The organism is Psychrobacter sp. JB385, from assembly GCF_900163785.1.
Lineage (GTDB): Bacteria > Pseudomonadota > Gammaproteobacteria > Pseudomonadales > Moraxellaceae > Psychrobacter.
The window spans coordinates 347221-373436 of record NZ_FUKN01000014.1; the positions used below are offsets into that span (position 1 = coordinate 347221).

At 44.2% G+C, this 26216-nt stretch carries 21 protein-coding genes; 11 read left to right on the forward strand and 10 right to left on the reverse strand.

What is annotated here, in order from left to right; genetic code table 11:
- The first annotated feature begins 232 nt into the window (after positions 1-232).
- The 3 genes from CZ794_RS12615 (at position 233) to CZ794_RS12625 (ending at position 3514) form a co-directional block, all read left to right on the forward strand.
- Positions 233-670, forward strand: a complete 438-nt coding sequence (locus CZ794_RS12615) for a YeeE/YedE family protein (RefSeq protein ID WP_087042191.1) — start codon at positions 233-235, stop codon at positions 668-670.
- A gap of 51 nt (positions 671-721) precedes the next feature.
- Positions 722-1141 carry a DUF6691 family protein gene (locus tag CZ794_RS12620; protein ID WP_087041945.1) on the forward strand — a complete coding sequence of 140 codons (420 nt, stop codon included), beginning with the start codon at positions 722-724 and terminating at the stop codon, positions 1139-1141.
- 237 nt (positions 1142-1378) lie between these two features.
- Positions 1379-3514 carry an NADPH-dependent 2,4-dienoyl-CoA reductase gene (locus CZ794_RS12625; protein WP_087041946.1) on the forward strand — a complete coding sequence of 712 codons (2136 nt, stop codon included), beginning with the start codon at positions 1379-1381 and terminating at the stop codon, positions 3512-3514.
- Between the two features lie 137 nt (positions 3515-3651).
- On the opposite strand, the gene CZ794_RS12630 is transcribed toward CZ794_RS12625, so the two are convergent.
- The 6 genes from CZ794_RS12630 to CZ794_RS12655 all read right to left on the reverse strand — a co-directional run bounded on the left by CZ794_RS12630 (position 3652) and on the right by CZ794_RS12655 (position 8898).
- Positions 3652-4419: a lysozyme inhibitor LprI family protein gene (locus CZ794_RS12630; RefSeq protein ID WP_087041947.1), complete on the reverse strand. Its 768-nt coding sequence runs from the start codon at positions 4417-4419 to the stop codon at positions 3652-3654.
- Between the two features lie 189 nt (positions 4420-4608).
- Positions 4609-5406 (reverse strand): tetratricopeptide repeat protein, encoded by a 798-nt coding sequence (locus CZ794_RS12635; RefSeq protein WP_087041948.1) that lies wholly within the window; start codon positions 5404-5406, stop codon positions 4609-4611.
- Positions 5407-5489: 83 nt separating this feature from the next.
- The gene (locus CZ794_RS12640; protein WP_087041949.1) at positions 5490-5984 is read right to left on the reverse strand and encodes a hypothetical protein; all 495 of its coding nucleotides are present in this window, start codon (positions 5982-5984) and stop codon (positions 5490-5492) included.
- Positions 5981-7150, reverse strand: a complete 1170-nt coding sequence (locus CZ794_RS12645; protein ID WP_179207313.1) for a polymorphic toxin type 44 domain-containing protein — start codon at positions 7148-7150, stop codon at positions 5981-5983. The genes CZ794_RS12640 and CZ794_RS12645 overlap by 4 nt, the downstream gene beginning before the upstream one ends.
- Positions 7143-7676: a PAAR domain-containing protein gene (locus CZ794_RS12650; protein WP_087041951.1), complete on the reverse strand. Its 534-nt coding sequence runs from the start codon at positions 7674-7676 to the stop codon at positions 7143-7145. Before CZ794_RS12650 ends, CZ794_RS12645 begins: the two co-directional genes overlap by 8 nt.
- 217 nt (positions 7677-7893) lie before the next feature.
- A complete protein-coding gene (locus CZ794_RS12655) occupies positions 7894-8898 on the reverse strand; it encodes a lipoate--protein ligase (protein WP_087041952.1) in 1005 nt (334 codons plus the stop codon).
- 266 nt (positions 8899-9164) lie between these two features.
- Here CZ794_RS12655 and CZ794_RS12660 point away from each other — a divergent pair, with 266 nt between their 5' ends.
- Positions 9165-10061, forward strand: a complete 897-nt coding sequence (locus CZ794_RS12660; RefSeq protein ID WP_087041953.1) for a DMT family transporter — start codon at positions 9165-9167, stop codon at positions 10059-10061.
- A gap of 285 nt (positions 10062-10346) precedes the next feature.
- Positions 10347-11450: an alkene reductase gene (locus tag CZ794_RS12665; protein ID WP_087041954.1), complete on the forward strand. Its 1104-nt coding sequence runs from the start codon at positions 10347-10349 to the stop codon at positions 11448-11450.
- A 125-nt stretch (positions 11451-11575) separates the two neighbouring features.
- Here the strand turns inward: CZ794_RS12665 and CZ794_RS12670 are convergent, their stop codons facing one another.
- Positions 11576-12586 (reverse strand): pirin family protein, encoded by a 1011-nt coding sequence (locus CZ794_RS12670; RefSeq protein WP_087041955.1) that lies wholly within the window; start codon positions 12584-12586, stop codon positions 11576-11578.
- Positions 12587-12705: 119 nt separating this feature from the next.
- Positions 12706-13989: an NAD(P)/FAD-dependent oxidoreductase gene (locus CZ794_RS12675; RefSeq protein ID WP_087041956.1), complete on the reverse strand. Its 1284-nt coding sequence runs from the start codon at positions 13987-13989 to the stop codon at positions 12706-12708.
- Positions 13990-14425: 436 nt separating this feature from the next.
- Here CZ794_RS12675 and acs point away from each other — a divergent pair, with 436 nt between their 5' ends.
- From acs to CZ794_RS12700, 5 genes are all read left to right on the forward strand, one after another.
- Positions 14426-16387 (forward strand): acetate--CoA ligase, encoded by a 1962-nt coding sequence (gene acs / locus CZ794_RS12680; protein WP_087041957.1) that lies wholly within the window; start codon positions 14426-14428, stop codon positions 16385-16387.
- 249 nt (positions 16388-16636) lie between these two features.
- Positions 16637-17815: an NAD(P)/FAD-dependent oxidoreductase gene (locus CZ794_RS12685; protein ID WP_087041958.1), complete on the forward strand. Its 1179-nt coding sequence runs from the start codon at positions 16637-16639 to the stop codon at positions 17813-17815.
- 125 nt (positions 17816-17940) lie between these two features.
- Entirely contained in the window at positions 17941-18372 is a 432-nt protein-coding gene (locus tag CZ794_RS12690; protein ID WP_087041959.1) for an MgtC/SapB family protein, read from the forward strand.
- A 458-nt stretch (positions 18373-18830) separates the two neighbouring features.
- Complete coding sequence (gene pgsA, locus CZ794_RS12695) at positions 18831-19517, forward strand: CDP-diacylglycerol--glycerol-3-phosphate 3-phosphatidyltransferase (protein ID WP_062843649.1); 687 nt, start codon at positions 18831-18833, stop codon at positions 19515-19517.
- Positions 19518-19722: 205 nt separating this feature from the next.
- Positions 19723-20478: a hypothetical protein gene (locus tag CZ794_RS12700; RefSeq protein ID WP_087041960.1), complete on the forward strand. Its 756-nt coding sequence runs from the start codon at positions 19723-19725 to the stop codon at positions 20476-20478.
- Positions 20479-20615: 137 nt separating this feature from the next.
- On the opposite strand, the gene CZ794_RS12705 is transcribed toward CZ794_RS12700, so the two are convergent.
- Positions 20616-21110, reverse strand: a complete 495-nt coding sequence (locus CZ794_RS12705; RefSeq protein WP_087041961.1) for a pyridoxamine 5'-phosphate oxidase family protein — start codon at positions 21108-21110, stop codon at positions 20616-20618.
- A gap of 220 nt (positions 21111-21330) precedes the next feature.
- Entirely contained in the window at positions 21331-21825 is a 495-nt protein-coding gene (locus CZ794_RS12710) for a pyridoxamine 5'-phosphate oxidase family protein (RefSeq protein ID WP_087041962.1), read from the reverse strand.
- Positions 21826-22194: 369 nt separating this feature from the next.
- Here CZ794_RS12710 and purL point away from each other — a divergent pair, with 369 nt between their 5' ends.
- Complete coding sequence (gene purL / locus CZ794_RS12715; RefSeq protein WP_087042192.1) at positions 22195-26202, forward strand: phosphoribosylformylglycinamidine synthase; 4008 nt, start codon at positions 22195-22197, stop codon at positions 26200-26202.
- Positions 26203-26216: the final 14 nt, after the last annotated feature.

Genomic DNA, 26216 nt, shown 5'->3' on the forward strand with positions numbered 1-26216 from the left:
TTGATTCGTTTACATTTATAGTAAATATCAATGATAGTAAGTATCAGAATACAAGAGTAGTAAACGTTTGGCTAAAATACTGAACGCTAGTGTCATGCTAGGTTCAGTATTTTTTTACTTTTTTATTATATTTAATAATATAATGTATTTTTATAAATTAAATGCTATATTTGCTTTTGCCATCAGCGGGTTGAGATAGCTATATCGATATAACTGTATTGAGAGAACCATGATGAACATACAAATAGACTGGCAAGTATTTACGCCCATCTCCTTAATAGGTGGGCTGTTGCTGGGAGCCGCGACCGTCATCCTGCTATTGGGTATTGGGCGAATTGCGGGTATCAGTGGCATTTTTTCAAGCTTGCTTAAGCCCAAGCGGGTAGAGGCATGGCAAGTGTTATTTATAGTGGGGCTGGTTGTGTCGCCCCTCCTATATGGATTGGTCAGGCCATTACCTGCTATAGAAATGAGTACGTCTTTGCCATTGTTGATTGGTGCAGGATTGTTGGTTGGTTTTGGGACTCGATTGGGCTCAGGGTGTACCAGTGGACATGGCATCTGTGGGAATGCGCGCCTGTCCCCACGCTCGATGGTGGCAACGGTGACCTTTATGTTGTTTGGTATGGTGACAGTTTATGTTGGGCGGCATCTTTTGGGGCTGATCTAAACGATTGAGATGGCTGACTACGACCTACATAAAAAAATAGAGAGACAGACAATGCTAAAAAATATGATTGGACTACTAGCGGGGCTACTATTCGGCTTAGGACTACTGATATCTGGAATGACAGACCCTATCAAAGTACAAGGATTTTTAGATGTTTTTGGTGCATGGGATATTTCTCTGGCACTGGTAATGGGTGGTGGTCTGATCGTGGCCATCATTGGGGTACAAATTGCCAAACGTCAACCAATCAGCTGGATCGGTAGCTCAATCGAGATGCCCACCAAAACCGTTATTAATAAAAAATTGCTTATCGGCGCGATGCTATTTGGCATTGGCTGGGGGTTGGTCGGTATCTGTCCAGGACCGGGTATTGTGCTACTAGGAGCTGGACAATGGCAGGCCTATGTATTTATTCCTGCGATGATCATAGGCATGCTGATATATCAGTGGCTTGAGCCTAAACTTGGGTGAGGACAGTTTTAATAAGATATCATGGATACGCAATTTAAAATAAATCGAGCTGATGTGGCGCGCTCTTATGATCAATACAATGAGTAGGTTTTTTGGTTAAAACAGCGTGACCAATATAGTGCTCACTCATCAGTCGTTTGTCTGCATAGCTGATAATAAGGGCGTTGTGTTACGATAACAACAACACAAAATTCTATAGCTTGCTTAGTCTCACCAACGATTCATAAGGAAAATGACATGACCGCCAGCGCCACTGCCAGTATGATTGATACCGCCAGCACCAACGAGCACTATCCGCATTTGTTTGAGCCGCTAGATTTGGGGTTTACCACACTAAAAAACCGTTTGGTCATGGGTTCTATGCATACAGGACTTGAAGACCGTTTTTATAATTACGGTAAGCTGGCGGCTTATTTTGCCGAGCGAGCCAAAGGCGGGGTGGCTATGATGATCACAGGTGGTATCTCGCCCAATCGTGAAGGTTGGTTGCTGCCTGCTGGCGGTACTATGAATACAAAAGCCGATGTGATCAATCATCAGCGCGTCACCCGTGCAGCCCACAAATACGACAGCAAAATCATCATGCAGATATTGCACAGTGGTCGCTATGGTTATCATCCTTTTGTCGTATCAGCCAGTCCTGTCAAATCGCCAATCTCACCTTTTAAACCGCGTAAGATGAGCATCAAAAACATTGAGCAAACTGTCAAAGACTATGCGCGCTCAGCTCGTCTTGCCAAGCAAGCGGGTTATGATGGTGTCGAAATCATGGGCTCTGAAGGCTACTTAATCAACCAGTTTTTGTCGCGTCATGTGAATAAACGCACAGATAAATACGGCGGTGATATCCAAGGTCGTATGACTTTTGCCGTCGACATCGTCAAAGCCGTACGCGAGGCAGTGGGAGAGGATTTTATTATACTATTCCGTCTGTCGGTGATTGATTTGGTCAAAGACGGCAATGTCATGGACGAAGTCATCACGGTGGCCAAAGCGTTAGAAGCGGCTGGCGTGACCATCATGAATACAGGTATTGGCTGGCATGAAGCGCGTGTACCGACCATTGTGACAAGTGTACCGCGTGCCGCCTTCGTTGATTTTAGTGCTGAGATCAAAAAACACATCAGCATTCCGATGATGGCTGCCAACCGTATCAACATGCCAGACATGGCAGAAGATATCCTTGCCAGTGGTCAAGCCGATATGATTCAAATGGCACGTCCGTTTTTGGCCGATGCAAATTGGGTCAATAAAGCCAAAAACGGTCAAGCAGCTCGCATTAATACCTGTATCGCCTGCAACCAAGCCTGCCTCGATCATACGTTTGAGCACAAACGCTCCACTTGTTTGGTCAATCCGCAAGCGTGCTATGAGACAGAGTTGGTCTACAAAAAAGCCAAAAAACCGAAAAAGGTGGCGGTCATTGGTGGTGGGGTCGCTGGGATGTCAGCGGCGCACGTGGCCGCATTGCGTGGTCATAACGTCACGCTATTTGAGGCCAAAGATATCTTAGGCGGACAGTTTAATTACGCCAAAGTCATCCCAGGGAAAGAAGAATTTTTTGAAACCATTCGCTACTATATCAATGAGCTTGAACATCTAGGCGTTGAGGTCAAACTTAATACCAAAGTCGATAAAGCCATGCTTGAAAAAGCCAAGTTCCATCACGTTATCGTTGCAACAGGCGTCGTACCAAGAAGCCTCGCTGGTAAGCTTGAAGGGGCAGATCTGCCACAAGTCATGAGCTATGCTGAACTGCTCTCTGGTGAAAAATCGGTTGGCGATACCGTGGCCGTCATTGGGGCGGGCGGTATTGGTTTTGATGTCAGTGAATATCTCACTGCACGTCACGGTCAGCCGCTTGATGAGCTAGGCCCTGAGCTACTGAAAGACCCAAGCTACCGTCCAAAACCCCAGTCAGTGAGCGAATGGCGCGAAGAGTGGGGCGTCACTGAAGATACGGATTATCAAACCGACGGTGGTCTGATTAAGCCTGAAGGTATCAAACCGATTCGCCAAGTCTACCTCATGCAGCGTACCAAGGGTCGCCTAGGTAGTGGCCTGAACAAAACCACTGGCTGGGTACATCGCGCTCATGTCAAATCGCACGGTGTCATCCAAGTATCAGGCGCACAGTATAATAAAATCACTAATGAAGGCATCTGGATCACTAATAATCAAGGGCAAACGCAGCTGTTGCGTGTCGATAGCGTCGTTGTCTGCGCCGGCCAAGAGTCGGTGGTTGAGCTGATGCCAAACGTGGGTGATGCGCCAGATGCGCAATACCATATTATTGGCGGCGCAAAACTGGCGGCGGAGCTGGATGCCAAACGCGCGATTCGTGATGGGGCTGAGGTTGCGGCAGGGATTTAATAGCTTTGCAGTTTGAATAAAAAAGCGGCAAGATGAATTATCTTGCCGCTTTTTTGGTTTAATGAATCTAGTTTTTTTAGATTAAAGCTTCAGTTCAGCTTAGGATGATTTTGAGAGAGTTGAGGGATGCAGCGCACTTACTCTCGTTCTAATACGATACCGTCAAAATAGCCTCTCATACCACAATGTACTTCTCTATATTTATTATCCATGTCTTTTAATAATAATTGAGTATTACCTTTATAGAGTGCTGGATACAAACGCAGTTCAGCGGTTTCATTTTGCAGTTCATTGTCGATGACCCAATGGTTTTCTGACCACGTTGCCTTACTCTCTTTAATCTCACAGGTATGTCCATTAGTAAACACTAAAATGCCATCGATAATGGCAAGATAAGGCTTATTAGCGACCCTATGAATCGAGACACTATTTGTTGTCTTTGCTATTACCTTCCAGTCGTTAGTTTCTGAGTTATACATCGGAACTTCCACATCTTGAGAAAACTCACCAAATGAATTGTTGTTAGGTAAATTAGAACGATTTAGCTCATTTGGAAAATCCCAAGCCACACCATTATAATTTTTATCTTCAATATATTCTTTATACTCTCGGATAAGGCATTCTGTATCTGCACACGTATTGCGCTGAAATCTAAGCCAACGTCGTTGATCGATAATCATATTATCTTTAAAAATTCCGCTGTCTTCGTAATCAGAAGTATTAGCAAGGTCTCGTTTATATTTTTCTCCCATAGCGTCATCAAGCTTTGATAACTCACTATTCGCACAAACCCTCTTTTCTACCCAGGTAGCCGCTTTTTTACAATCAAAACTGGCTGAATGTGCTGTAGCGGGTAGTAAGGCAGTGCCTAAAATAATTAATGGGGCTAAGAGCTGTTTTTTCATATTGTTCTCATCTGTTGAAGCTTGATTATCTTTTAATAACGCTAGGGTAGATAGAAGTAAGGAATATCGAATGCTTGCCTTAGCGTTTTTTATGTTGAAAAGTATATTTTCTTAGCATCAAAGTAAGTATTTTTTCAATTCTACTTTTAATATAATCACGTCTAGAAATCAAACCATCTCTTATAGCGCTTAGTTCTTTAAGCCATTCTCGATATCATCTAAGATAAGAACAGTTTCTTGGGTACTATAGATAACGATATCTTTATCGTCGATTTTACCATCCATAACCAATTTACCGATGCGATTACTGGCTTCTTGATTGCCTTTGTCAGCTGCCTTTTGATACCACTTAAAAGCTTTGTCATAGTCCTGCGGTACACCATAACCATTCTCGTAGAGACCACCGATATTAAGCTCTGCCACATCTAGACCTTGATCAGCTGCTTTACTGTACCACTCAAAAGCTTTGTCATAATCTTGCGGCACGCCATAGCCGTTCTCGTAGAGACCGCCAATGTTAAACTGCGCTATAACTACATCTTTGTCAGCCGCTTCTTTATACCACTTAAAAGCTTTATCATAGTTTTGAGTCACGCCTTTGCCAAAATAATAGAGTGAGCCAATATTATTTTTAGCGTCAAAATCTCCATTATCAGCTGCTAATAAATATGACTGCATTGCTTGTTTATAGTCTTGATCAACACCTACTCCATTTTCATACATCACCCCGAGATTGAATTGAGCTTCAACGTACTCTCGATCAGCAGCTCTTTTAAATAGGCTAAAGGCTTTTTCATAATCCTGAGGAACTGAGTTACCCTCATAATAGGCAAGGCCAAGTTCGTATATTTCAGTAGGGGTGCTTTGATTTGAAAGTACTGGTGCGTTTGATGACTCCGCTGAGCAAGCAGCAGTTATTAAACTACTGGATAGCACTGTCGCTAGTAATATAGATTGAGTTAAGGTATAGATTTTTCTTTGATACATTGAAATTCCAGTAGGAAACTCTATTGAGTAGGTTGGTTTGGACTTATCTTTGTAAGTTATAGCGTTTGAGAAAGGAATATAGTCTACTCATTGTCTTGTAGTGAAGGCTTGTGATAATACATAGGGCGAATACACCCCCATTTACGGGTCGGCGTCACAATCGTTTTTCTATTTGGATAAACGTCTACTTTAAAAGCACAGTAGGCTGATTGTTCAGGTGATGTTTGCTCCTCAGTAAAGGTCACACCTGTAAGATCATTCCTGTTGTCTTCTGTAAAGTAGTCTCCGTCATAGGAATAATCTATACCAAAATAAATATTTTCTTTTAAAAAACGATATTTTCTATATATCTTCATTGTCTTAGAATTAGACTTTTTAATATGGTAAGTTAACCTCCAGTCATCTACTGCTTCATCTGTTAACTCTCCATCTGTATCAACGTACTGTAATGAATTGAATCTAATTGGTATATTCGTATGGTTGATAGTTTTAATATGGGGACTTGTCAAAAAACCAAAGACTATTGAAAAAATACAAACTATAAAAATTACGATAATACTCTTTTTCAGTATACTCACTTATTTTCAACCTTGTTTGGATTGTGCGAGTTATAGCACCAATGAGTCTGTTTAGACTCAGGAAAACTGTTAATAGAAGTGTTGTCTAATATGTTTAAAACGTCTTGGAATGTTAAGTTGTCTGCATACTTTCCAAATTTTTTAAATAAAATGAACCCCATTTTCATAGTTGTTCTATCATCGGGAGTATCAGCTCCCCAAGTACCTTTTTTAGCATTATGAAGGAACTGCTGAAAATCCGAACCTGCTAGTAATGTATTCTCATCGAAACCTACACTTAAACCAACATACCCGTAATGAATATTTGACCAAATATCATAAAAGTAATCATAATCCTTATATTTATGAAAATGACTATGTGACTCCTTAGCATTCACTCTATAACTGATGGGACGATGAACTGTAAGGTTGTTTAATTTAGCTTTAGGAGGATTTCCTAAAAAAAATTCTCCAGCCTTTAAGTTTTGATATCTTTGTCCGGAAATTAACGTTTTATGATCCCAAGCTTTTTCATTATCAACTTGTTCAACCCATGCAGATAAAGCAAGTATAAGAAATGGATCATCAAGTACAGTATTCTTAAATAATCGACGTTTATATTCTTTTAAGGAACTACGAATTTCATTAGCCTGTTTACTTTTCACATTTCTCTTGATTTCATCAACAATATATTTTGCAACCTCAATTGCGCCGTCTACCGTATGTGGACATTTTTGTTTAATCTTTTGTGTTTTCTTAGTATTAGGAGTGGTACTATTTTTAGAACTTGTAGTGTCCCATTTATATTCAGATATTTCTCGTTTGTGCCTATATGACCATTGTGGGTACTTGTTTTTTCTGACAACTTTGCCATTAGAGCGATTTTCAATTTGGAACCAAGCGCTACCATTTTTTGCGTCAGGAAGAGATACTTTTTGGATGCTGCGCTTATGATCAAGAAGCACTATGTCTTCTGACTCAATAGCCAGCAACCCATTTTTATTAGCACTGGAATTTGCTGTAAATTTCACAAATTTGCCAGCTATAGTTTTTGGTGAAACATGGGAACCATCTTGGTTTTGATAACCGAACTTTGTATAAGTGACCTTATAAAAGAAATTATTTACATTGATTGGTGGCTTTACTAATAAGCGCAATTTAACGACAATATCTTTAGGGTTACTCATTAATTCCTTCCTCATCCAGAACGTGGATGAAATATTCTTTCTCTTGTTCATCATTTAGAATAGGGGTTTGACCTTTATTATCTAGCTTACCCATTTGAAATATCTCACCGTCTTCATCGTAAATAACGTAAGGCTTATTGGCTAAAGGGTTCTTATTATGACTTTGCATGACAAACTGTAAATTATAATCATTCATTGGTTCATTAAAGTATTCTTTAGCTTCACGTCTTATTTCCTCAGCCTGTGCAATACTACCCACATCAAAATCCGACTCCGCAAACGCTTGCTGATTGGCAATCAGTTTCGCGCCGCAGCTCGTCACATCACCGCCACGGGCAATGGGCGCACCATCGACAATAAAAGACACATCGCCACTCACGATGACAGTCATCTTTTTGCATTTTTTGCACATGACTTGATCGCCCTTACGAGCGACAGGGATACCATTATGTGTGGTGTGCGGTGAGCCAGTGATGACCGTCCCACCGTGAGAGGTCTTTGCGCCAACTGTGATATAGGCTGCCATAATGCTACCTTGAAAATGCCCAACGTTCAGACTCTTACAGCGAATCCATTATTTGCAGGACATTATAGAGGGCTAACACCTTAAATATCAAACTTAAGTTCGTCTAATTTCACAGCTTATATAACAGCTTTGGCCTATCTTGAATGTAGAGGTCTTTGAATATGAGGTCATAAAGAAAATTAGGTTACTTATACTGATTGTAATAACCAGCAAAAATCTAACCTTCTATCTCGCTAATAAGCCATGCCGATACATCGTCAATTTGCGCTGCCAACTCGGTATTTGCTTGACTCAATTCATCAAGCCTAATGTTGATGTTATTTTTATTGTATTTAACACCAGCTAGAGCATCCTTTAATAAATCAATCAGCTCAACATTTAACGCATCAGAGAAAATGACCACATCGGTAATGACGGCTTGCTTCACATCGAGATGCATATCGATGATGCCCCAATCAAAGCGCGTCTCGATATGATGGCTAAATTCAGGCGTCTTGCCGAAGCGCCAGTCCCAGTCTGCCATTTGCTCATAGTACTGATTAAGTGTTGGTTGCTCAGCAAGACTGGCCTCATCTAGCTCTTCTACTGGCGCAGTCTCTCCATAATACTCACAAAACGCCTCAATAAGCGCAGTAGATAAGATTTCGTGAGTGATGTCTTCATTGAATTCAACGAGGTTTGCGACGCGAGCGCGTACCGACTTGATGCCTTTGGCTTTTAGCTTAAGTGGGTGCGGATTGAGGTAGTCACCCAGCTTTTGCATATCGGCATTCACGAGTAATGTCCCATGGTGAAAGCTGCGATCCGTAGCGTGTTTAAAGGCATTACCCGATATCTTACGATCGCCGACTTGAATGTCATTGCGACCTGAAAGCTGAGCGTCTATGCCCAGTTTTTTGAGCGCATTAATGATAATGGTGAAGTTCGCTTCTTGATCATAGCTGTCTTTAGGCGACAAAAAAGTAAAGTTGGTATTACCCAGATCATGAAACATCGCACCGCCGCCGCTCTGACGACGCGCCAAAAACACCTCGTCTGCTTCCATCTTATCGATTTTGCATTCTACCCATGGATTTTGTGAGCGTCCGATGACGACGGTCTCAGAATTACGCCATAAGAATAGCGTATGAGAATTGGCGTCCAATGCTTGGAATATCCAATCTTCGGTAGCAAGGTTAAACCAAGGATTGGTCACGGCAGACTTTAAAATACGCAGGTTCATTAGTTGTCCTTTTTGGAATGGTTTTGTATTTTAGGCGTTATTCATCGATTTATAAAACAGATGAAATCATTTTTACTGATGCATGGTCAAAACTCAATGGTTATCTGGCAGATGTGCTGAGACAAAATCCTTAAGAAATACAGAAAACACCATACCTATTGAACGCGTAAAAAGTTATCATCGAGGTTTTTTATCTCCCTGCTACTTTTACGATTGCGCATTTTTATAATATGCCCATGCCGTCCAACGCTCGATAGGATCAACCCATGACCAACCGTGACCTCATCATTTTTATAACTCTCTCCTTTATGTGGTCGCTGTCCTTTATTTTTTACCGTATTGGCGTTCCTGAGTTCGGCTCATTGGCGTTTGCCAGCTTGCGAGTGGTATTGGCAGGATTGACCATGTTGGTTTTTGTGCTGGTCAAAAAGAAAAACAGACAAGGCATCTTTAAAAATTGGAAGGCATTAACCCTAGTTGGGCTGTTTTCTGCTGCTATACCTTTTATCTTATTTTCTTTTTCAGCGCGCTCGGTAAATGCAGGCGTGTTGGCGGTACTCAATGCCTCTGTACCCATGATGAGTGGCTTCATCGCCAGCACGTTTTTTAAAGACAGATTGTCAAAGAAACAGATTCTTGGCTTGGTGATTGGGGTTATCGGGGTCGTTATTTTAATGAGTGAGAATCTGTTTGGCGAGCAGAGTGCCACATCAGGATCTGGGCTATTGCCGATGGGTTACGCATTATTGGCCTGTGTTGGGTATGCAGTAGGGGCAAACATCACCAGAAACTATTTAGACAATGTCTCACCAGTGGCTATTACCGCAGGCTCACTCATTATCGCCAGTGTGATAATGCTACCAGTTGCCCTTTATGAGTTCCCTTATGGCAAGAGTATCAGTCTCACCGCGTGGGTGTCTGTCATTTGTATTGGCGTGCTCTCAACCGCCATCGCTTTGATTTTTATGAACCAGTTAATCAAAAGTATTGGGCCAATGCGCGCCACCAGTATTACCTTAGTCATTCCTATTTTTGCGATTATTTTGGGCTATTTGTTGCTTGGTGAGGCATTAGATACGCCAGCGATTATTGGCTCAGTGGTGATACTGTTTGGCACCTATTTGTCTTTAGAGCTGTCGCTTAAGAAGATGCTTAAATCTTGAGCTTTAAGTATCTAAAAGTTCAAGGATACAGCAACTTTTCTAATCTATGACATTGTTAGCAAATCTTATTAAAGGCATTCACTTAATAAGGTAATAAGAAGACTTGAATAATGAGTATTATCAATACCGATATCATGTCGTATTGGCCTTTTTGTTTGTAAATCTTCCTTGAATAACCTCATCTATCCCTTATAAAGAAAATCAATAAAAGCATATCTACAGATGCTTTTATCAGCATTTTTCAGCGAAAAATAATCTTTATAATCGATAACAACAGGATACTTTATGGCACACGACAGCTTATTTGAACCCGTAAAAATGGGTACACAGACGTTAAAAAACCGCATTATCATGGCACCGCTAACGCGTGTTCGTTCAATCGAACCAGGTGACGTACCGACTCCATTTGCAGGAGAGTACTACTCACAGCGCGCAGGGGCTGGGCTGATCATTGCGGAGGCGACGCAGGTTTCTTTTCAGGCAAAAGGCTATGCAGGCGCGCCTGGTCTCCACACTCAAGAGCAAATCGTCGCGTGGAAAACGGTTGTCGATAATGTCCATGCAAAAGGTGGAAAAATTGTCGTACAACTATGGCACACCGGTCTTGTATCGCACAAAAGCGTACAGCCTGACGGTAAAGCGCCCATTTCTGCCTCTGATGTCGATGTTGGTATCCGTACCTCACTACGTGATAGCGACAACCAAGCGATTCGTGTTGATGCCACACCGCCACGTCCTGCCACGCTTGATGAGATTGAGCAAGTGATTGCTGATTTTGCGCAAGCCACCAAAAACGCGCAAGAAGCAGGATTTGATGGGATAGAGATTCATGGTGCGCATGGTTACTTGTTGCATCAGTTCTGGGTTGAGCAGACCAATCAGCGTAATGATGAATACGGTGGTAGTCGTGAGAACCGTGCGCGTTTAACGCTTGATGTCATTGATGCTTGTGTCAATGCGTGGGACGCCGATCATGTGGGTATTCGTATTTCTCCACTGGGTACGTTTAACAATGTGGAAGCAGGCTACAATGAAGAGGACAATGTGTGGTTGGTCGAGCAGATCAATAAACGTGGCTTGATGTATCTACATTTATCAGAGCCTGATTGGGCGGGTGGTACGCCTTATAGCGATGAATTCCGTCAAAATGTGCGTGACGCTTTTGATAACTTAATTGTCGCTGCTGGTGGGTATACCGCCGAAAAAGCCGAGCGCAATATCGAAGCGGGTTATATTGATGCGGTTGCGTTTGGTCGTGACTACATTGCCAACCCTGATTTGGCTGAGCGTATTCGTACAGGTGCCGCGCTCAATGAGCAGCGTCCAGAGTCTTTTTATGGTGGCGGTATCGAAGGCTATACCGACTATCCATTCTTAAATCAAGCATAAAAGTTTGGTAGCTGATGTAAGGGACAGTACAAACTGTCACTCATTAAAAAGCTACTCACCAAAAAAGCCAGTTAGCGGTCTCTATATGATACCGTTAGCTGGCTTTTTTTGTGCAGCATCATTAACTATTTACCAAAATTCCCCGTTTGATAGTCACGAAACGTCTGGCGTAACTCTTCTTGCGTATTCATTACAAATGGGCCATGACCTGCCACAGGTTCTCCAATAGGCTCACCGCTAAGCAGCAGGAGTTTGACGGGTGCGGATGATGCATCTGACGTTTGGTAGCGCAGCTCAATCGTATCAGTAGATGGTATAGCAGTGTGAAGATTTTGCTCGCTTTCAGTTTGCTTACTTTGGACTTGATTGCCTTGAGTATGGACGTTTTGATCAGAAGGCGCTTCAAATTGAATCAAGCTTCCCGCATTCACAGCCGTCCCATTAACGAGCAATTCGCCTTCTTGCACCAGCAATAACGTATTGTGCAGGTTGGGTACATGCAAGGTCGCCTTGCCGCTAGTATGCAGCTCAATATCCCAGACATTGACAGGCGTAAACGTACTGACAGCGCCTGTGATATCGTGCCATTCGCCAGTGATAATGACAGCTTTACCAATAGGCGTTTGATGGTCTGTAGCGTTGTCGTCTAGCAGAGTAACGACTGGCATATCAGTCCGTTTAAAGGTTTGATATTTAGGATCAGTCAGTTTGTGAGTGCTTGGCAAGTTGACCCACATTTGCACCATACTAAAGACACCGCCGCGCTGACCAAATGCCTCCGAGTGAAACTCTTCGTGGGTAATACCGCGCCCTGCGGTCATCCATTGTACATCGCCTGGCGAAATATCATGGCGACCACCCATCGAGTCGCTATGTGTGATCTCGCCTGCATAAGCGATGGTTACGATGTCAAAACCTTTGTGTGGATGTTTACCGATACCATGAGGCTGCGTTTGATACTCAGGATTGGGCTCAAAGATCGTGGGCTCGCCATAATCGAACAATAAAAAAGGATCGGTGTGACTATAATTAAAATCAGGATTTTCATCTACATAATTAATGAGGGTTCTGACAAAAAAACCATCGCCGACCCAATAGGGCGCTTTATCACCATGAACATGTTTAATTGCACGCATTTGTCACCTCATCATACGATATGTGTGATTGCTACTCATAAAAAGGGTGGTTAAAGGGTTTTATATCAGGATTCATCACACAGGGTTTATTAAATATGGTTTATCAAGTAAGGGTCTGGCTATACGACCTCACCACATACAAAACCACTGGCCCATGCCCATTGAAAGTTATAACCGCCAAGCCAGCCTGTCACATCGAGCACCTCTCCGATGAAGTACAAGCCCTCTTGCAAATGACTCTGCATGGTTTTTGACGACACCTCATCGGTTTTGACACCGCCGCGAGTCACCTCAGCCGTACGATAGCCTTCTGTACCAGAGGGTTTGAGCTGCCAACCGTTTAGCGTGTCACCCAGCTCAATCAGTCGCTCATCTTTAATATTGGCAAGTTCGGTCTCTTTTATATCATCCCATAAGTGCGTTTGCAAAGCTGCCAGTAGCTTTTTGGGCAGCGCACCATCGGTGTTTTCTGTCAGTACGGTACGTATGAGCTGTTTTGGGTGTGACTTCTTGCGGGCAAGCAGTAGTGTTGTCACATCAGTCTCTGGCAACAAATTAATGCGGATGACTTCACCAGTGCGCCAATAGTTTGAGAGCTGTAGCATGGCAGGGCCAGAGAGTCCGCGATGGGTGAACAGTACCGGCAGTTTAAAAGAGATACGCTCATTACTGGCAATCACGGGCAGACTGATACCGGCAAGCGCTCGAATTAACTCGCCTGTTTTATCCGTAAAGGTAAAGGGAACCAAGCTAGCATCAGTGGCGATGAGTGTGTGACCGAATTGCTGCGCCACTTCATAACCCAAACTGCTTGCGCCCATGGTTGGAATGGAGAGTCCACCTGTGGCGACGACTAACGACTCGCAGCGATAGTGCGTTTGCGACGATTTACTCTCGCTTGCGATGTCTTTTTTGCCCAGTTTTTTGCTGGTCGTCAGTTGGAAGCGTGTTTGATTGTCTTGGCTCAGCGTTTGGACACGATCAATATTGGTATTCAGCCTTACCTGTACACCTGCTGCCGCACATTCATCCAGCAGCATGGTCAAAATATCTTGGGCAGAGTCATCACAAAATAGCTGACCATGTTCGCGCTCATGATAAGGAATCTTGTGCGCCTCAACCATACCGATAAATTCCCAACTGGGATAGCGACTAAGTGCTGATTTACAAAAGTGAGGATTGTCACCGATGAAGTGCTCAGGTTCCACAAAGTAATTGGTAAAATTACAGCGGCCACCACCTGACATGAGGATTTTTTTACCCGCTTTATTGGCATGGTCTAACACCAGTACGCGGCGACCACGGCGACCGGCAGTGAGCGCGCAGTATAATCCAGACGCGCCAGCGCCGATGATAATGACATCGTAGTGAGTGTGGTGTGGTGCGCTTTGGGGATGACTCATGGTGTTCTCATAAAGTGATAAAGATAAAAGGCCAAAGCCAATCGACGATAGTGAAACAATCGAAGCGATCTCATTGTTTGAAGCGATGACTTGAGTGGCTATTGTCCATATTTACTATCAGGTTACAAGGACTAAATGCCATATCACCGCAGTAACCCATCAGAAATCAGCCATTTCAATCAGTAAACGTTCTAGTAAATGGATGACGGTGTTAATGATATTTATCATAAGTTACCGAGTATATATCTGTACAGAGTAATTGTTATGATTGGCTGCTGAGACCTTGCAACCCCTTGGCATATTTGGCAAACTGATGTTAAGTGTAGAATGTTGTAGAAGGTTAAAACGTTAGGGAAGACGCCTCTGATGACCTGTACGAGACGTCGCTATTGACGTTTATGAACACAGATTATAATAATCAACAAGGATGAACACGATGACACAGAAATCATTTCCCATTGCCGCCGAATTTATCGCTGCTGCCAACACCTCACCCGAACAATATAGCAAAGAGTATCAGCAATCGATTGAATCACCTGATGCCAATGCCAACTTTTGGGCGCAGCGTGCCGAGCTGATTGATTGGATAAAAAAACCCACCAAAATCCGTGACGTCAATTATGACTTAGACGATTTTCGTATCAAATGGTTCGAGGACGGCGAGCTAAATATCTCTGTCAATTGCCTCGATAGACACCTAAAAGAAAACCCTTATAAGCCTGCCATTATTTGGGAGGGCGATCATCCCTCTTTACATAAAATCATCTCATTTAAAGAATTGCATGCTGCGGTCTGTAGGCTGGGTAATGCCCTGCGTAAGCTTGGTGTAGAAAAAGGCGATCGCGTGACGCTGTATTTACCGATGATTCCTGAAGCCATGATTGCCATGCTGGCATGTGCTCGTATTGGCGCTGTCCATTCAGTAGTCTTTGGCGGCTTCTCTGCTGAGAGTTTGGGTAATCGTCTGATCGATAGCCAATCAAAAATTGTCATTACTGCTGATGAAGGCATACGTGGCAACAAGCGTACCCCGCTTAAGGCCAATGTCGATCGCGCGTTGGACATGGATGGGACAGACAGTGTGACAAACGTCATTGTCGTCCATCGTACAGGCAATTCTGTACCGATGAGCGGTCGCCGTGATGTGTGGTATCACAGTTTGGTCGATGGGGAATCTGTGAACTGCGAGCCTGAGGTGATGAATGCTGAAGACCCACTGTTTTTATTATACACCTCTGGTTCTACGGGCAAGCCAAAAGGCGTGGTACACACCACGGGTGGCTACATTACCTATGCGTTGTCTACCTTCCGAGATGTTTTTGATGTCAAAGACAATGACGTCTATTGGTGTACAGCGGATGTCGGCTGGATTACGGGACATACTTATGCCACTTATGCGCCACTTGCCAATGGCACGACGACCTTGATGTTTGAAGGAGTGCCTGAGTATCCGACGTGGGCGCGTATTGGTCACATTATTGACAAGCATGACGTGACGATTTTATATACGGCACCGACAGCGATTCGAGCGATGATGAAAGAGGGCGACGCCTTCGTTCGTGAGTCGGATCGCTCAAGCCTACGTCTGCTTGGGTCGGTTGGCGAGCCAATCAACCCCGAAGCATGGGATTGGTATTATCATGTGGTCGGTGATGGTCGTTGTCCCATTGTCGACACGTGGTGGCAGACAGAAACAGGCGGTATCTTAATGGCGCCGTTGCCAGGCGCTGACCACCTCAAACCAGGGGCTGCGATGAATCCTCTGTACGGGATTAAACCAGAAATTATCGATGGTGATGGAGAGATACTACAAGGTGCTGCCGAAGGAAATCTACTGATTAACAGCAGCTGGCCAGGACAAATGCGGACAGTTTATAACGACCACAAACGCTTTTTGGCCACTTATTTTAGCGATTATCCGGGCTATTATTTTACGGGTGATGGGGCGCAGCGCGACGAAGATGGACACTACTGGATTACTGGGCGTGTTGATGATGTGCTCAACGTATCAGGTCACCGTTTGGGCACTGCCGAAATTGAAAGCTCCGTCGTTGCGCATCCTGCTACTGCTGAAGCTGCGATTGTGGGTATGCCGCATGAGATTCGCGGTACTGGTGTCTGCGCCTTTGTTATCCTAAAATCTGGTGAAGAGGCAACAAAATCCCTAAAAACTGAGCTAAATCGTCATGTGCGTGCCGAGATTGGGCCAATTGCCAATTTAGATGCCATTTATATTGTCGATGCGCTGCCAAAAACCCGTTCGGGTAAAATCATGCGTCGTATTCTGCGGAGCTTAGCAGCAGGGAAATATGACGGGTTAGGCGACTTGTCTACGCTGGCTGACAGCTCAGTCATTGTTGAGCTGATTGATATCGTCAAAGCGGAACGTAAAAAATAAGCTGGGATACAAGTTGATTAAAGGCGATGGCTAACTGTGCTCATTGAGTGCAAGTGAGAGTAAGCACGTAAATCCATCATAGCCATGTCTAAGAGAAGTCATATCTAAGAGAAGCCATGTTATAGAAGATAGCATGGCTTTTTTACGCAGATGATATTGCTATCAAGGGATTTTAAAGGTTCAATATTAGGTTGAGCCATTTTACCTATACATTTTTTTATTGAACGCTATACAGGGCCTATTGTCATTATGACCAATCATTCTTTATCTGCCACCAAAACCGCATTGCCAAAAATCGCTATCATTGGTGGAGGGCTGACTGGGCTATTTACCGCCACGTTACTAGAGCGGGCGTTCAATCAAGGCCAAAACCAACAACCATCTCGCAGCCCGCACATTACTATTTTTGAAAAATCTCGTAGTGTGGGTCGACTAGCGACTCGTTATCGTACTAACAGTACCACAGGCAAGAATTGGCAATGGGCATTTGGTGCGCAGTTTTTTACGGCGAAGACCGCGCCGTTTCAGCAATTTATTAAGCCTTGGCTCGTGACAGGTTTGCTACAACCGTGGTGCGCGCAGGTGGTCACTATGACGCCTGCGCCAGTAACTAAAGATGAAAATGAGGCATTACCCAATATCGAACACAAAGAGCAATGGAATACGCAGCAACCGCGCTATATCAGCACACCAAAGATGACGGCTTGGGGACGTGCATTGGCTGATGAATTGGCACACACGACCATCGAGTTTCAGACGCGAGTTGCGTCACTCACGCAATACACAAAGCATGAAGCTGGTAAACAAACCGAACTATTTGATGATACGGGTACCAGTCTTGGCTGGTTTGATTGGGTGATTTGTACAGCGCCTAACGCTCAGGCAGTAGATATGATGGCAAACAGTGGGTTTGAGCGGCAGGCGGATATTACCATGCCGCAAATGCTGGCGTGTTATACCTTAATGCTGGGCTGGGAGAAAGGACAATCCTTGCCTGAGGCGTTAGACCATCAAAAAATAGATCGCTGGGATGTGGCTTATGTTAAGGACTCAATACTAGACCGAGTGTTCATCGAACATCAAAAGCCTGCCAATCATGAGTTACTACCGAGTATCACTATTCATGCTCGCAATGATTGGTCAGAGGAGCACGTCGATGACGATATTGAGACAGTAAAAGCAAAACTGCTAGCAGCGGCGCAGCAATTATTGCATTGGAATAAAAGCAGTGCGCCCAGCCAAATCGACTGTCATCGCTGGCGTTATGCCGCAACCGTGGTTGATGGTAAAGACAGGCGTGAGATATTAGGCGCTTTGGTTGATCGCCAACATCGCTGGATTGTCAGTGGCGATTGGTGCGGACAAGGCAATATCGAAAGCTGTTATCAAATGGCACAAGAAGCCGTTACCGCTATTGTCTCTTACTAAGAGATAATTATGTACTTGGGCAAAACAGCCTTTGAGTGAAATGACCAACGATAGAAGGTAATGATATACGAATATAAAGCGCATATTGTTGTCACTGGACGGGTTTCAAAAATAGGGAAAGCGACATGTTTGGATTTGACATAGATTTTGGTCTATTGGGCTATCACTTTTTTCAATTAAGTGTGGCCTTTATCCTCTCCCTGCCAATCGCTCTCAATCGAGAGATGAAAGATAATGGCGCAGGCCTTAGAACATTCCCATTAGTAACGATTGCGTCGTGTGCTTTTATGCTTGTAGGCATGGACATTTATGATTCTACTGGTGAGGCTAGGATTATGTATGCTGTCATTACTGGTATGGGGTTTATTGGCGGTGGCGCTATTTTTAAAAATGAAAAAGGGTCAAAAGGGACAGCGACGGCTGCTAGTTTATGGAATACAGGTGCGATTGGGATTTCGATCGCTTATGGTCGTTATGAGATTGCCATCATCTTATCGGTAGTGGGCTTCTTGATTCTTCATTTTTCCGAGAGTTTTAAGACTAAGGAACATCTATAAACGCTGAAGCAAGAGGTGACACCGCGTAGCAATAAATAAAAGAACAATGTCTCATTCATCATAGAGTAGACAAAAAAAAGCCCACAGAGGAGGAGACTATGGGCTGAGGAAACTTATTATGCGATTAGGCTGCAAGGTAAGTGGCTAACATTTTATTATTGTTATAATTAAGATAATACCAAAGCGCCAGATTTCAATAAATTCTTACATCTGCTTACAACTTCTGGTGTACAACTGTAGCCGTGGCTTTAAAATACTATAGAGGTTGCTTTGAGATATCTATATCAAATAATTCGCTTAAATAAGTAGAATGATTGATAAAGTATGAGTAAGAAAAGCAGTAAAGGTTGCAAGATATGTCCAGTATCGAGGAAGATACAGAGATGGCATGACGGCATCCATGAAAAGTGCTAAGCTAGCAGCCAGCATTCTTACGTCCACCATAGACTGGGTTTTCCATGACCGAGAGTACACCGCTGCATAAGCCAGAGCCAGAATCATTGCCAGTGCAAAGTGAAAAAAGTATTTTTAATTTGCCCAATAATCTGACGATTGCACGTATCCTGATGATTCCGCTGTTTGTGGTGATTGCCTATTGGCCACCTGCCATGGGTATTGGCTTGCCTGCCATCTCAGATAACGTGATTGCACGGGTAGGCATGAGCGAGTTCAGTGATAGCTTATTACGCCACTTATTATTGACCAGCGTCTTTATCATTGCCGCGATTACTGATTGGCTTGATGGATATTTTGCTCGTAAACTCAATGTGATGTCAGCCTTTGGTCGTTTTTTGGATCCAGTTGCTGATAAGCTTATGGTCGCCGCCGCACTGATTGTTTTGGTACAGTGGCACCCCAATATTATTATGGCGATTGCTGCTATCGTCATTATCTCACGCGAAATCGCGGTATCGGCGCTGCGTGAGTGGATGGCAGAGTTGGGCAAAAGTACCAGCGTGGCGGTGTCTTATGTGGGTAAGCTTAAAACCACATTTCAGATGGTCGCGATCACAGTACTGCTGCTGAACTGGCAGTCGCTTGAAATGATTGGCTATATCTTGATGGTTGGCGCTGTCATTTTGACACTATGGTCGATGATGATTTATCTAAAGGCGGCTTGGCCTTACTTAAAACAAAGTGGGTAGCTGTTTATAGTCAAATTCATATGCACAAAAAACGCCAGTCGCATCAGCCGCTGGCGTTTTTTATTGTTTGGCTTTTAAAGGTGCGAGAGAGCCGTTGTATTTTACTTTGATTGTTTGGGTGGTTCCTATATACTCGAAAAAACAAACAAATGACAAGGATTTTAGATAAAATATAAAACAACGTCATTGGACTGAGGACACAACAATGGTATTACATAAGAAAAAATTGATCGCTGCTGCTTTATGGTTGGTGATACTAGCAGGGTGTTCACAATCGCCAAGTATACAGAGAGAAACAGCACCGAGTATCCAAGCAGAGGCTGTGCAAGCAGAGTCTCTGCAAGACGCAGCTGAATCAGAGCGGTTGGGTACACAGTGGGGTGATGATGTTGATTCAGAGATTATTACTGTCGATCTGAGTCGTACCAGTGACAATCCACTTCAGGAGATGCAGATATCGTATGCTGATAAAAATTATCAGGGCCGTGCGGTAAACAGTATGTCATTATTGGCAGGGAAAGTTGAGTTCTCAATACATACTGACAATGGTAAATTACCACTGTATCGTGATGCTGGTAACTACTATCTCAAAGGTATGGCTGGTCAAGCTTATCGTCTGGTGTATCATAATAACAGCGCCAATACTTATGAAATCGTTGCCAGTGTCGATGGTCTAAATGTTCTCAATGGCAGTGCCGCCAGTCGCTATGATGATGGATACGTTTTAAGACCTAATGATGATTTGGTGATTGAAGGCTTTCGCAAAAGTCAAAGTGCAGTGGCCTCCTTTATTTTTAGCAAACCAGACAATGCTTATGCAGCGAATACCAGTAGCGGCTCTATAGAAAATACGGGCGTTATTGGTACGGTGATTTATGAGCTATACGATCCTTCTAAACCCAAACCCAAACAAGCAAAAGCATATCCAGCAGACAAGGGTTATGCGAAACCACCACAATAGTGACGAACATATACAAGCATTATTAGTCACAAACATGAGCATAAACCACAAAAAACGCCAGCCGCAAATCGCGATTGGCGTTTTTTACTGTCTACTTCTAATATTTAAACGCTTAAATTACTTAAACGCTTAAGGTATTACAGCTCTATCGAGAAGTTTTCACCCAAGCTTTTTTCAATAGCCGTATCGGTGACTGCTGCCGCTGCCATTTTAACAGCGCTAGTAATAGCATTGCCGTTCGCCCAGTATTCAGCGCCATGTGGCACGACTTTAATCAGCTGAACGCGTGGATCTTCTTTGCCTTTTTCAAAGTAGGCATTGTACATAGGTGACCACAGCTCATTGAGTTTTTCTTCGTCCTCAACCAGCTCGGCTTTACCAGTAATAGAGAGATATTTTTTGCCATCTTCACTGACATAGGCCAAGTTCACTTCAGGGTTTTTTTCAATACTGCTCACAGTTTCGCAAGGACTGTGACCAATAAACCAGATTTCTTTGGCACCGATACTGGTTTCGGTAGTATTCATCGGGCAAGAATGTAGATGATTTTCATCATTGCGAGTGGTCATCATCGTATATTTAATGTCTTTTACCATTGCTTGAATGGTATCCATTTGCGCTTGTTTACTCATAATAGTTATCCTTTACTATTTAACAGATAGGGTTGGGAATTATTTTGTTTAAAATTTGCTGTGACCAGTTTTAAGAGATAAAAAACGCCAATAAACCACTGCCTATTGACGCTTTAAATACATACTATCTATCGTAGAATATTTTTATGTTTTGTTGCTTTCTACTAACTTTATTATTTTCTACTATACAGATACTAGTTTATGGAGAACAGTTACTGAACTATAGAGCGACCGAAAACTGTTCGCCCATGTCTTCAGCTGTTTTGCCATCTTGTAGGGCAGCAGCTGCCATTTTGAAAATGTTGACAGTTGAACTACCACTTAACCAGCACTCGACACCATGTGGGACGACTTTGATTAATTGTACGTTTGGATCTTCTTTACCATGCTCGAAGAACGCATTATAAACAGGTGACCATAGCTCATCTAGCTTGGCTTGATCTGATGATAGTTCTGCATTAGCACTCACAGACACATAGTTTTTTTCATCTTCAGAGGCATAAGAAAGACCGATTTTTGGATTGTCTTGGATGTCTTTGACGACGTCTGAGGTTTTATCACCGATGAACCAAATTTCTTTGGCACCAATGCTGGTTTCGCTCGTTGTCATCGGCCAAGCATGGACATCGCCTTTACTGTTGACGGTGCTCATCATAGCAAATTTTACATCTTTGATTACGTCTTGGATTTTGTCGAGTTGTTCTTGCTTATTCATGATATATCCTTATTGCGTTAGAGTTTTGGTAAAAAATAAAATGGCAGTAAATCGTTTTAATTGTTGATCGTTTTAATTATTGTCAAGTGGTAGAGTACCGACAGAGACACTCATAGTTATATAGTCTGAGCGTAATGCGATGTTAGTGTTTGTAAGGTATATAAAGGTTAGGTAAAAAATGTGACCCGTCAAGCGAAAACTTGCTGCTATAGAAAAATTGGGTAAAGATAAAGAGTGGCATTTGAATTTATAAGTACGATGGGCAATTTATCTTGGTTTAGACCTGCTTCTTATATGGCTTCTTGTTATAATACGCAGACCATTTACTTTGCATGGCAGAGATGCCTTGATCTTACGGATTATGCCTTTATGATGACCATCGCCGGACAACCGTTTCTTACCGATTTTCAGACGCAGCAACTCATCAGTCAGTTTCAGCAAAAAACCGAGCTAAATGTTAGCCAAATCCATACTCAGCAAGTATATGTGCTATCACGCGAGTTAAGTGGTGATGAGCACAAAAAAGCCTTGGACTTGTTTGGGATTCATGAAGGTATTGACGTTTTAGCGCCAGAAGACAACCAACGACAAGTGATCGTCAGCCCACGTTTTGGCACGATATCGCCGTGGGCAAGTAAAGCGACCGATATCTTTAATAACTGTGAAATCGATATCAATCGTGTTGAGCGTGTCATCGTTTATACACTAACGCTTGATAATAAAGCGGCTGACAAGAAGCTACCGACTGCCGCTGAGCAGTTATTATTCGACCGTATGACGCAAAGCTTGGTGTATGACTTGAGCGATGTCAGCAAATTGTTTGACGATCAAGCGCCAGCATCACTGAATCATATCGATGTGATCGGACAAGGTCAGTCAGCGCTAGAATCCGCCAATACCGAGTTCGGCTTTGCGTTATCAAACGAAGACATCGACTATCTGATGAATGCGTATGTCAATGAGCTAAAGCGTAATCCAACCGACGTTGAGCTGATGATGTTTGCACAGGCAAACTCAGAGCATTGCCGTCATAAGATCTTTAATGCCCAGTGGACAGTTGACGGCGACGTGCAGCCAAAATCACTGTTTCAAATGATCAAAAACACTTACCAGTCGAACCCACAAGGTATCTTGTCAGCATATAAAGACAACGCTGCGGTCATGGCTGGCTCTGACGGTATGCGTTTTTATCCTATCCCAACGGACGCGATGGATGCCAATTCAATTCATCCTTATGGATTTTATCAAGAAGACATCGATATCTTGATGAAAGTTGAGACCCACAATCACCCAACCGCGATTGCTCCGTATTCAGGTGCAGCGACTGGTTCTGGTGGTGAGATTCGTGATGAAGGTGCGACGGGTCGTGGCGGTAAGCCAAAAGCGGGTCTAACAGGCTTCCATGTGTCACATTTGCATATTCCAGAGCTGGCTGAGAAATGGGAGCAGTCAGGTCAGCTGAGCACGCAAGCGTATGGTACGCCAGATCGTATGGCCACCAGCCTTGAGATTATGACCGAAGCGCCATTAGGTAGTGCCAACTTCTCAAACGAATTTGGTCGTCCAAACCTATGCGGTTATTTCCGCAGCTTTCAGCTAGATACCTCTGCGGCAAAAGACGGTAGCGAGATGCGCGGCTATCACAAGCCAATCATGCTGGCAGGTGGTTACGGCAATATCAAACGCAACCTGATTGAAAAAAATGCGATTAAAAAAGGCGATTTGCTCATCGTCCTTGGTGGCCCTGCGATGCAAATCGGTCTGGGCGGCGGGGCAGCATCGTCAGTCGATAGTGGCGAGCTTGATGAAGGTTTGGACTTTGCCTCAGTCCAGCGTGATAACGCTGAGATGGAGCGTCGTTGCCAAGAAGTCATCGATCGCTGCTGGGCCTTAGCTGGTAATAAAGAGTCTGGAGATGATGTAGACGCCAGTAATAACAGTAAAGACGGCAATCCAATCGTCTCACTACATGATGTAGGGGCAGGTGGTCTGTCTAATGCGATGCCAGAGCTGGTCAATGACCATGAAATGGGCGCGCATCTAAACTTGCGTAAGATTCCTTCGCTCGAAGAAGGCATGTCGCCAATGGCCATCTGGTCGAACGAAGCGCAAGAGCGTTATGTCCTCGCGATTCGCCCAGAGAGTAAAGATCAGTTCGATGCTATCTGTGCTCGTGAGCGTTGCCCATATGCCATCTTGGGCGAGGCGACGGATATCCGTCAGCTAATCGTTGATGATGAGCTATTGGCTGAACAGCCAGTCGATATGCCGATGCAAGTACTGCTCGGTGGTACACCAAAAATGCAGCGTAGCTTTGAGCGTACTGATAATACATTGTCAGCATTAGCGCTTGATGACGTTAATTTAGCCGAATCTATTACCGATGTATTGCGTCACCCAACTGTGGCAAGCAAATCGTTCTTAATCAGTATCGGTGACCGCTCTATCACCGGTATGGTCGTGCGTGATCAGTATGTGGGTCGCTATCAAGTGCCCGTAGCAGATTGCGCGGTAACGGCGTCAGGCTTAGTGGCGTTAGATGGTCAGCCAATGACTGGTGAGGCCATGAGTATCGGTGAGCGTACGCCTGTTGCGCTTATTAGTCCAAAAGCGTCTGCGCGTCTGGCAGTCGGTGAAGCGATTACTAATATCGCGGGTGCGCGTATCGCTCAGTTGTCTGATATCACTATGTCAGCAAACTGGATGGCGGCTTGTGGCGATGATGCAGAAGATGCGGCACTCTTCGATGCGGTACATGCTATCGGTGAAGAGCTGTGCCCAGCACTCGGTATCGCGATCCCAGTTGGTAAAGACTCGCTATCGATGCGTGCCAACTGGAGTGATGAAGATGGTACTGATAAATCAGTCGTATCGCCAATGAGCTTGGTCGTGACGGCGTTTGCCCCTGTCGTTGATGTGGCAAAAACACTAACCCCTGAGCTTATCAATGGCGACAGTGCGTTTTACCGTATTGACTTGTCAAAAGGTAAATTGCGTCTAGGCGGTTCAATCCTTGCGCAAACACTTAGCCAATTGGGTAACGATTGCCCAGACCTCGCGCAGCCAAGCGACTTGGTCGACTTCTTTAACTTTATTCAAGCGGGTAACGCGCAAGGCGTCATCAGCGCCTATCACGATATCGGTGATGGTGGTCTACTAGCGACTATCGCAGAGATGCAATTCACCAGCCGTCAGGGTATCAAGCTGTCATTAGATGATGACAACTTACTCGGTCAGCTGTTCAGTGAAGAGCTGGGCGCGGTCATCCAAGTATTGCCAGAAAACGTCGCCGCTTTAATGCAGTTGGCAGAAGAATTTAACGTGAGCGATATGCTGAGCCTCGTCGGTCAAAGCTCGGAAGAAGATAGCCTATTAATCCAAACGCCAACGCTTATGGGTGATGACACGCTACGCTTTAGCCGTACTGAGCTACAGCAAGCATGGACGCAGGTCAGCTATCAAATCGCACGTCGCCGTGATAACCCAGCGTGCGTACAGCAAGAGTATGACTTGATTGCTGATGCGAGCCATAAAGGCCTGATCGCTGCGCCAAACTTTGATCTCAATCAAAAGGTCGAAGAGCCATATTTAGCTAGCCGTGAGAATAAACCAAGAGTTGCAATCCTCCGTGAGCAAGGTGTTAATGGTCAGACTGAAATGGCAGCAGGCTTCACGCAAGCAGGCTTTGAAGCGGTCGATGTACACATGAGTGACTTATTGAATGGTCGCATCAATCTACGTGACTTCGACGGTCTGGTCGCTTGTGGTGGCTTTAGTTATGGTGATGTCCTCGGTGCAGGCTCTGGCTGGGCGAACTCTATCTTGTTCCATGACGAGTTACGCATGCAGTTTGTCCGCTTCTTTGCCCGTCCTGATACCTTTAGCTTGGGTGTCTGTAACGGTTGCCAGATGATGGCTCAGTTAAAAGACCTCATCCCAGGTGCAGAGAACTTCCCACGCTTCGTCGCTAACAAATCAGCGCGTTTTGAAGCGCGTACCGTCAACGTAAAAGTTGAGCGTACTAAGTCTATACTGTTCAAAGGTATGCAAGACAGCATCTTACCAATCGCTGTGGCGCATGGTGAAGGCTATGCCACGCTGGACAACACTGAGATCGACGGTATGGCAAACCACGGTCAGCTCGCCATGCGTTATGTCGATAGCCAAGGTCATCCAACCGAGACCTATCCGCTCAATCCAAACGGCTCGCTCGGCGGTGTCACGGGTCTATGTAGCACCGACGGTCGCGTCACTATCATGATGCCGCATCCTGAGCGTAACCTAAAAGCCTATAACCACAGCTGGAAACCAGAAGAGTGGGACGAGGACGGCGCGTGGATGCGTATGTTCCGCAACGCTCGCGCTTGGTTGCGCTAGGAAAATTTGAATTA

What these genes read in the sequence shown, in the direction of transcription:
- CZ794_RS12615 (WP_087042191.1), top strand. Translation starts at nt 233, where the DNA reads ATGAACATACAAATAGACTGGCAAGTATTTACGCCCATCTCCTTAATA.
- CZ794_RS12620 (WP_087041945.1), top strand. Translation starts at nt 722, where the DNA reads ATGCTAAAAAATATGATTGGACTACTAGCGGGGCTACTATTCGGCTTA.
- CZ794_RS12625 (WP_087041946.1), top strand. Translation starts at nt 1,379, where the DNA reads ATGACCGCCAGCGCCACTGCCAGTATGATTGATACCGCCAGCACCAAC.
- CZ794_RS12630 (WP_087041947.1), bottom strand. Translation starts at nt 4,419, where the DNA reads ATGAAAAAACAGCTCTTAGCCCCATTAATTATTTTAGGCACTGCCTTA.
- CZ794_RS12635 (WP_087041948.1), bottom strand. Translation starts at nt 5,406, where the DNA reads ATGTATCAAAGAAAAATCTATACCTTAACTCAATCTATATTACTAGCG.
- CZ794_RS12645 (WP_179207313.1), bottom strand. Translation starts at nt 7,150, where the DNA reads ATGAGTAACCCTAAAGATATTGTCGTTAAATTGCGCTTATTAGTAAAG.
- CZ794_RS12650 (WP_087041951.1), bottom strand. Translation starts at nt 7,676, where the DNA reads ATGGCAGCCTATATCACAGTTGGCGCAAAGACCTCTCACGGTGGGACG.
- CZ794_RS12655 (WP_087041952.1), bottom strand. Translation starts at nt 8,898, where the DNA reads ATGAACCTGCGTATTTTAAAGTCTGCCGTGACCAATCCTTGGTTTAAC.
- CZ794_RS12660 (WP_087041953.1), top strand. Translation starts at nt 9,165, where the DNA reads ATGACCAACCGTGACCTCATCATTTTTATAACTCTCTCCTTTATGTGG.
- CZ794_RS12665 (WP_087041954.1), top strand. Translation starts at nt 10,347, where the DNA reads ATGGCACACGACAGCTTATTTGAACCCGTAAAAATGGGTACACAGACG.
- CZ794_RS12670 (WP_087041955.1), bottom strand. Translation starts at nt 12,586, where the DNA reads ATGCGTGCAATTAAACATGTTCATGGTGATAAAGCGCCCTATTGGGTC.
- CZ794_RS12675 (WP_087041956.1), bottom strand. Translation starts at nt 13,989, where the DNA reads ATGAGTCATCCCCAAAGCGCACCACACCACACTCACTACGATGTCATT.
- acs (WP_087041957.1), top strand. Translation starts at nt 14,426, where the DNA reads ATGACACAGAAATCATTTCCCATTGCCGCCGAATTTATCGCTGCTGCC.
- CZ794_RS12685 (WP_087041958.1), top strand. Translation starts at nt 16,637, where the DNA reads ATGACCAATCATTCTTTATCTGCCACCAAAACCGCATTGCCAAAAATC.
- CZ794_RS12690 (WP_087041959.1), top strand. Translation starts at nt 17,941, where the DNA reads ATGTTTGGATTTGACATAGATTTTGGTCTATTGGGCTATCACTTTTTT.
- pgsA (WP_062843649.1), top strand. Translation starts at nt 18,831, where the DNA reads ATGACCGAGAGTACACCGCTGCATAAGCCAGAGCCAGAATCATTGCCA.
- CZ794_RS12700 (WP_087041960.1), top strand. Translation starts at nt 19,723, where the DNA reads ATGGTATTACATAAGAAAAAATTGATCGCTGCTGCTTTATGGTTGGTG.
- CZ794_RS12705 (WP_087041961.1), bottom strand. Translation starts at nt 21,110, where the DNA reads ATGAGTAAACAAGCGCAAATGGATACCATTCAAGCAATGGTAAAAGAC.
- CZ794_RS12710 (WP_087041962.1), bottom strand. Translation starts at nt 21,825, where the DNA reads ATGAATAAGCAAGAACAACTCGACAAAATCCAAGACGTAATCAAAGAT.
- purL (WP_087042192.1), top strand. Translation starts at nt 22,195, where the DNA reads ATGATGACCATCGCCGGACAACCGTTTCTTACCGATTTTCAGACGCAG.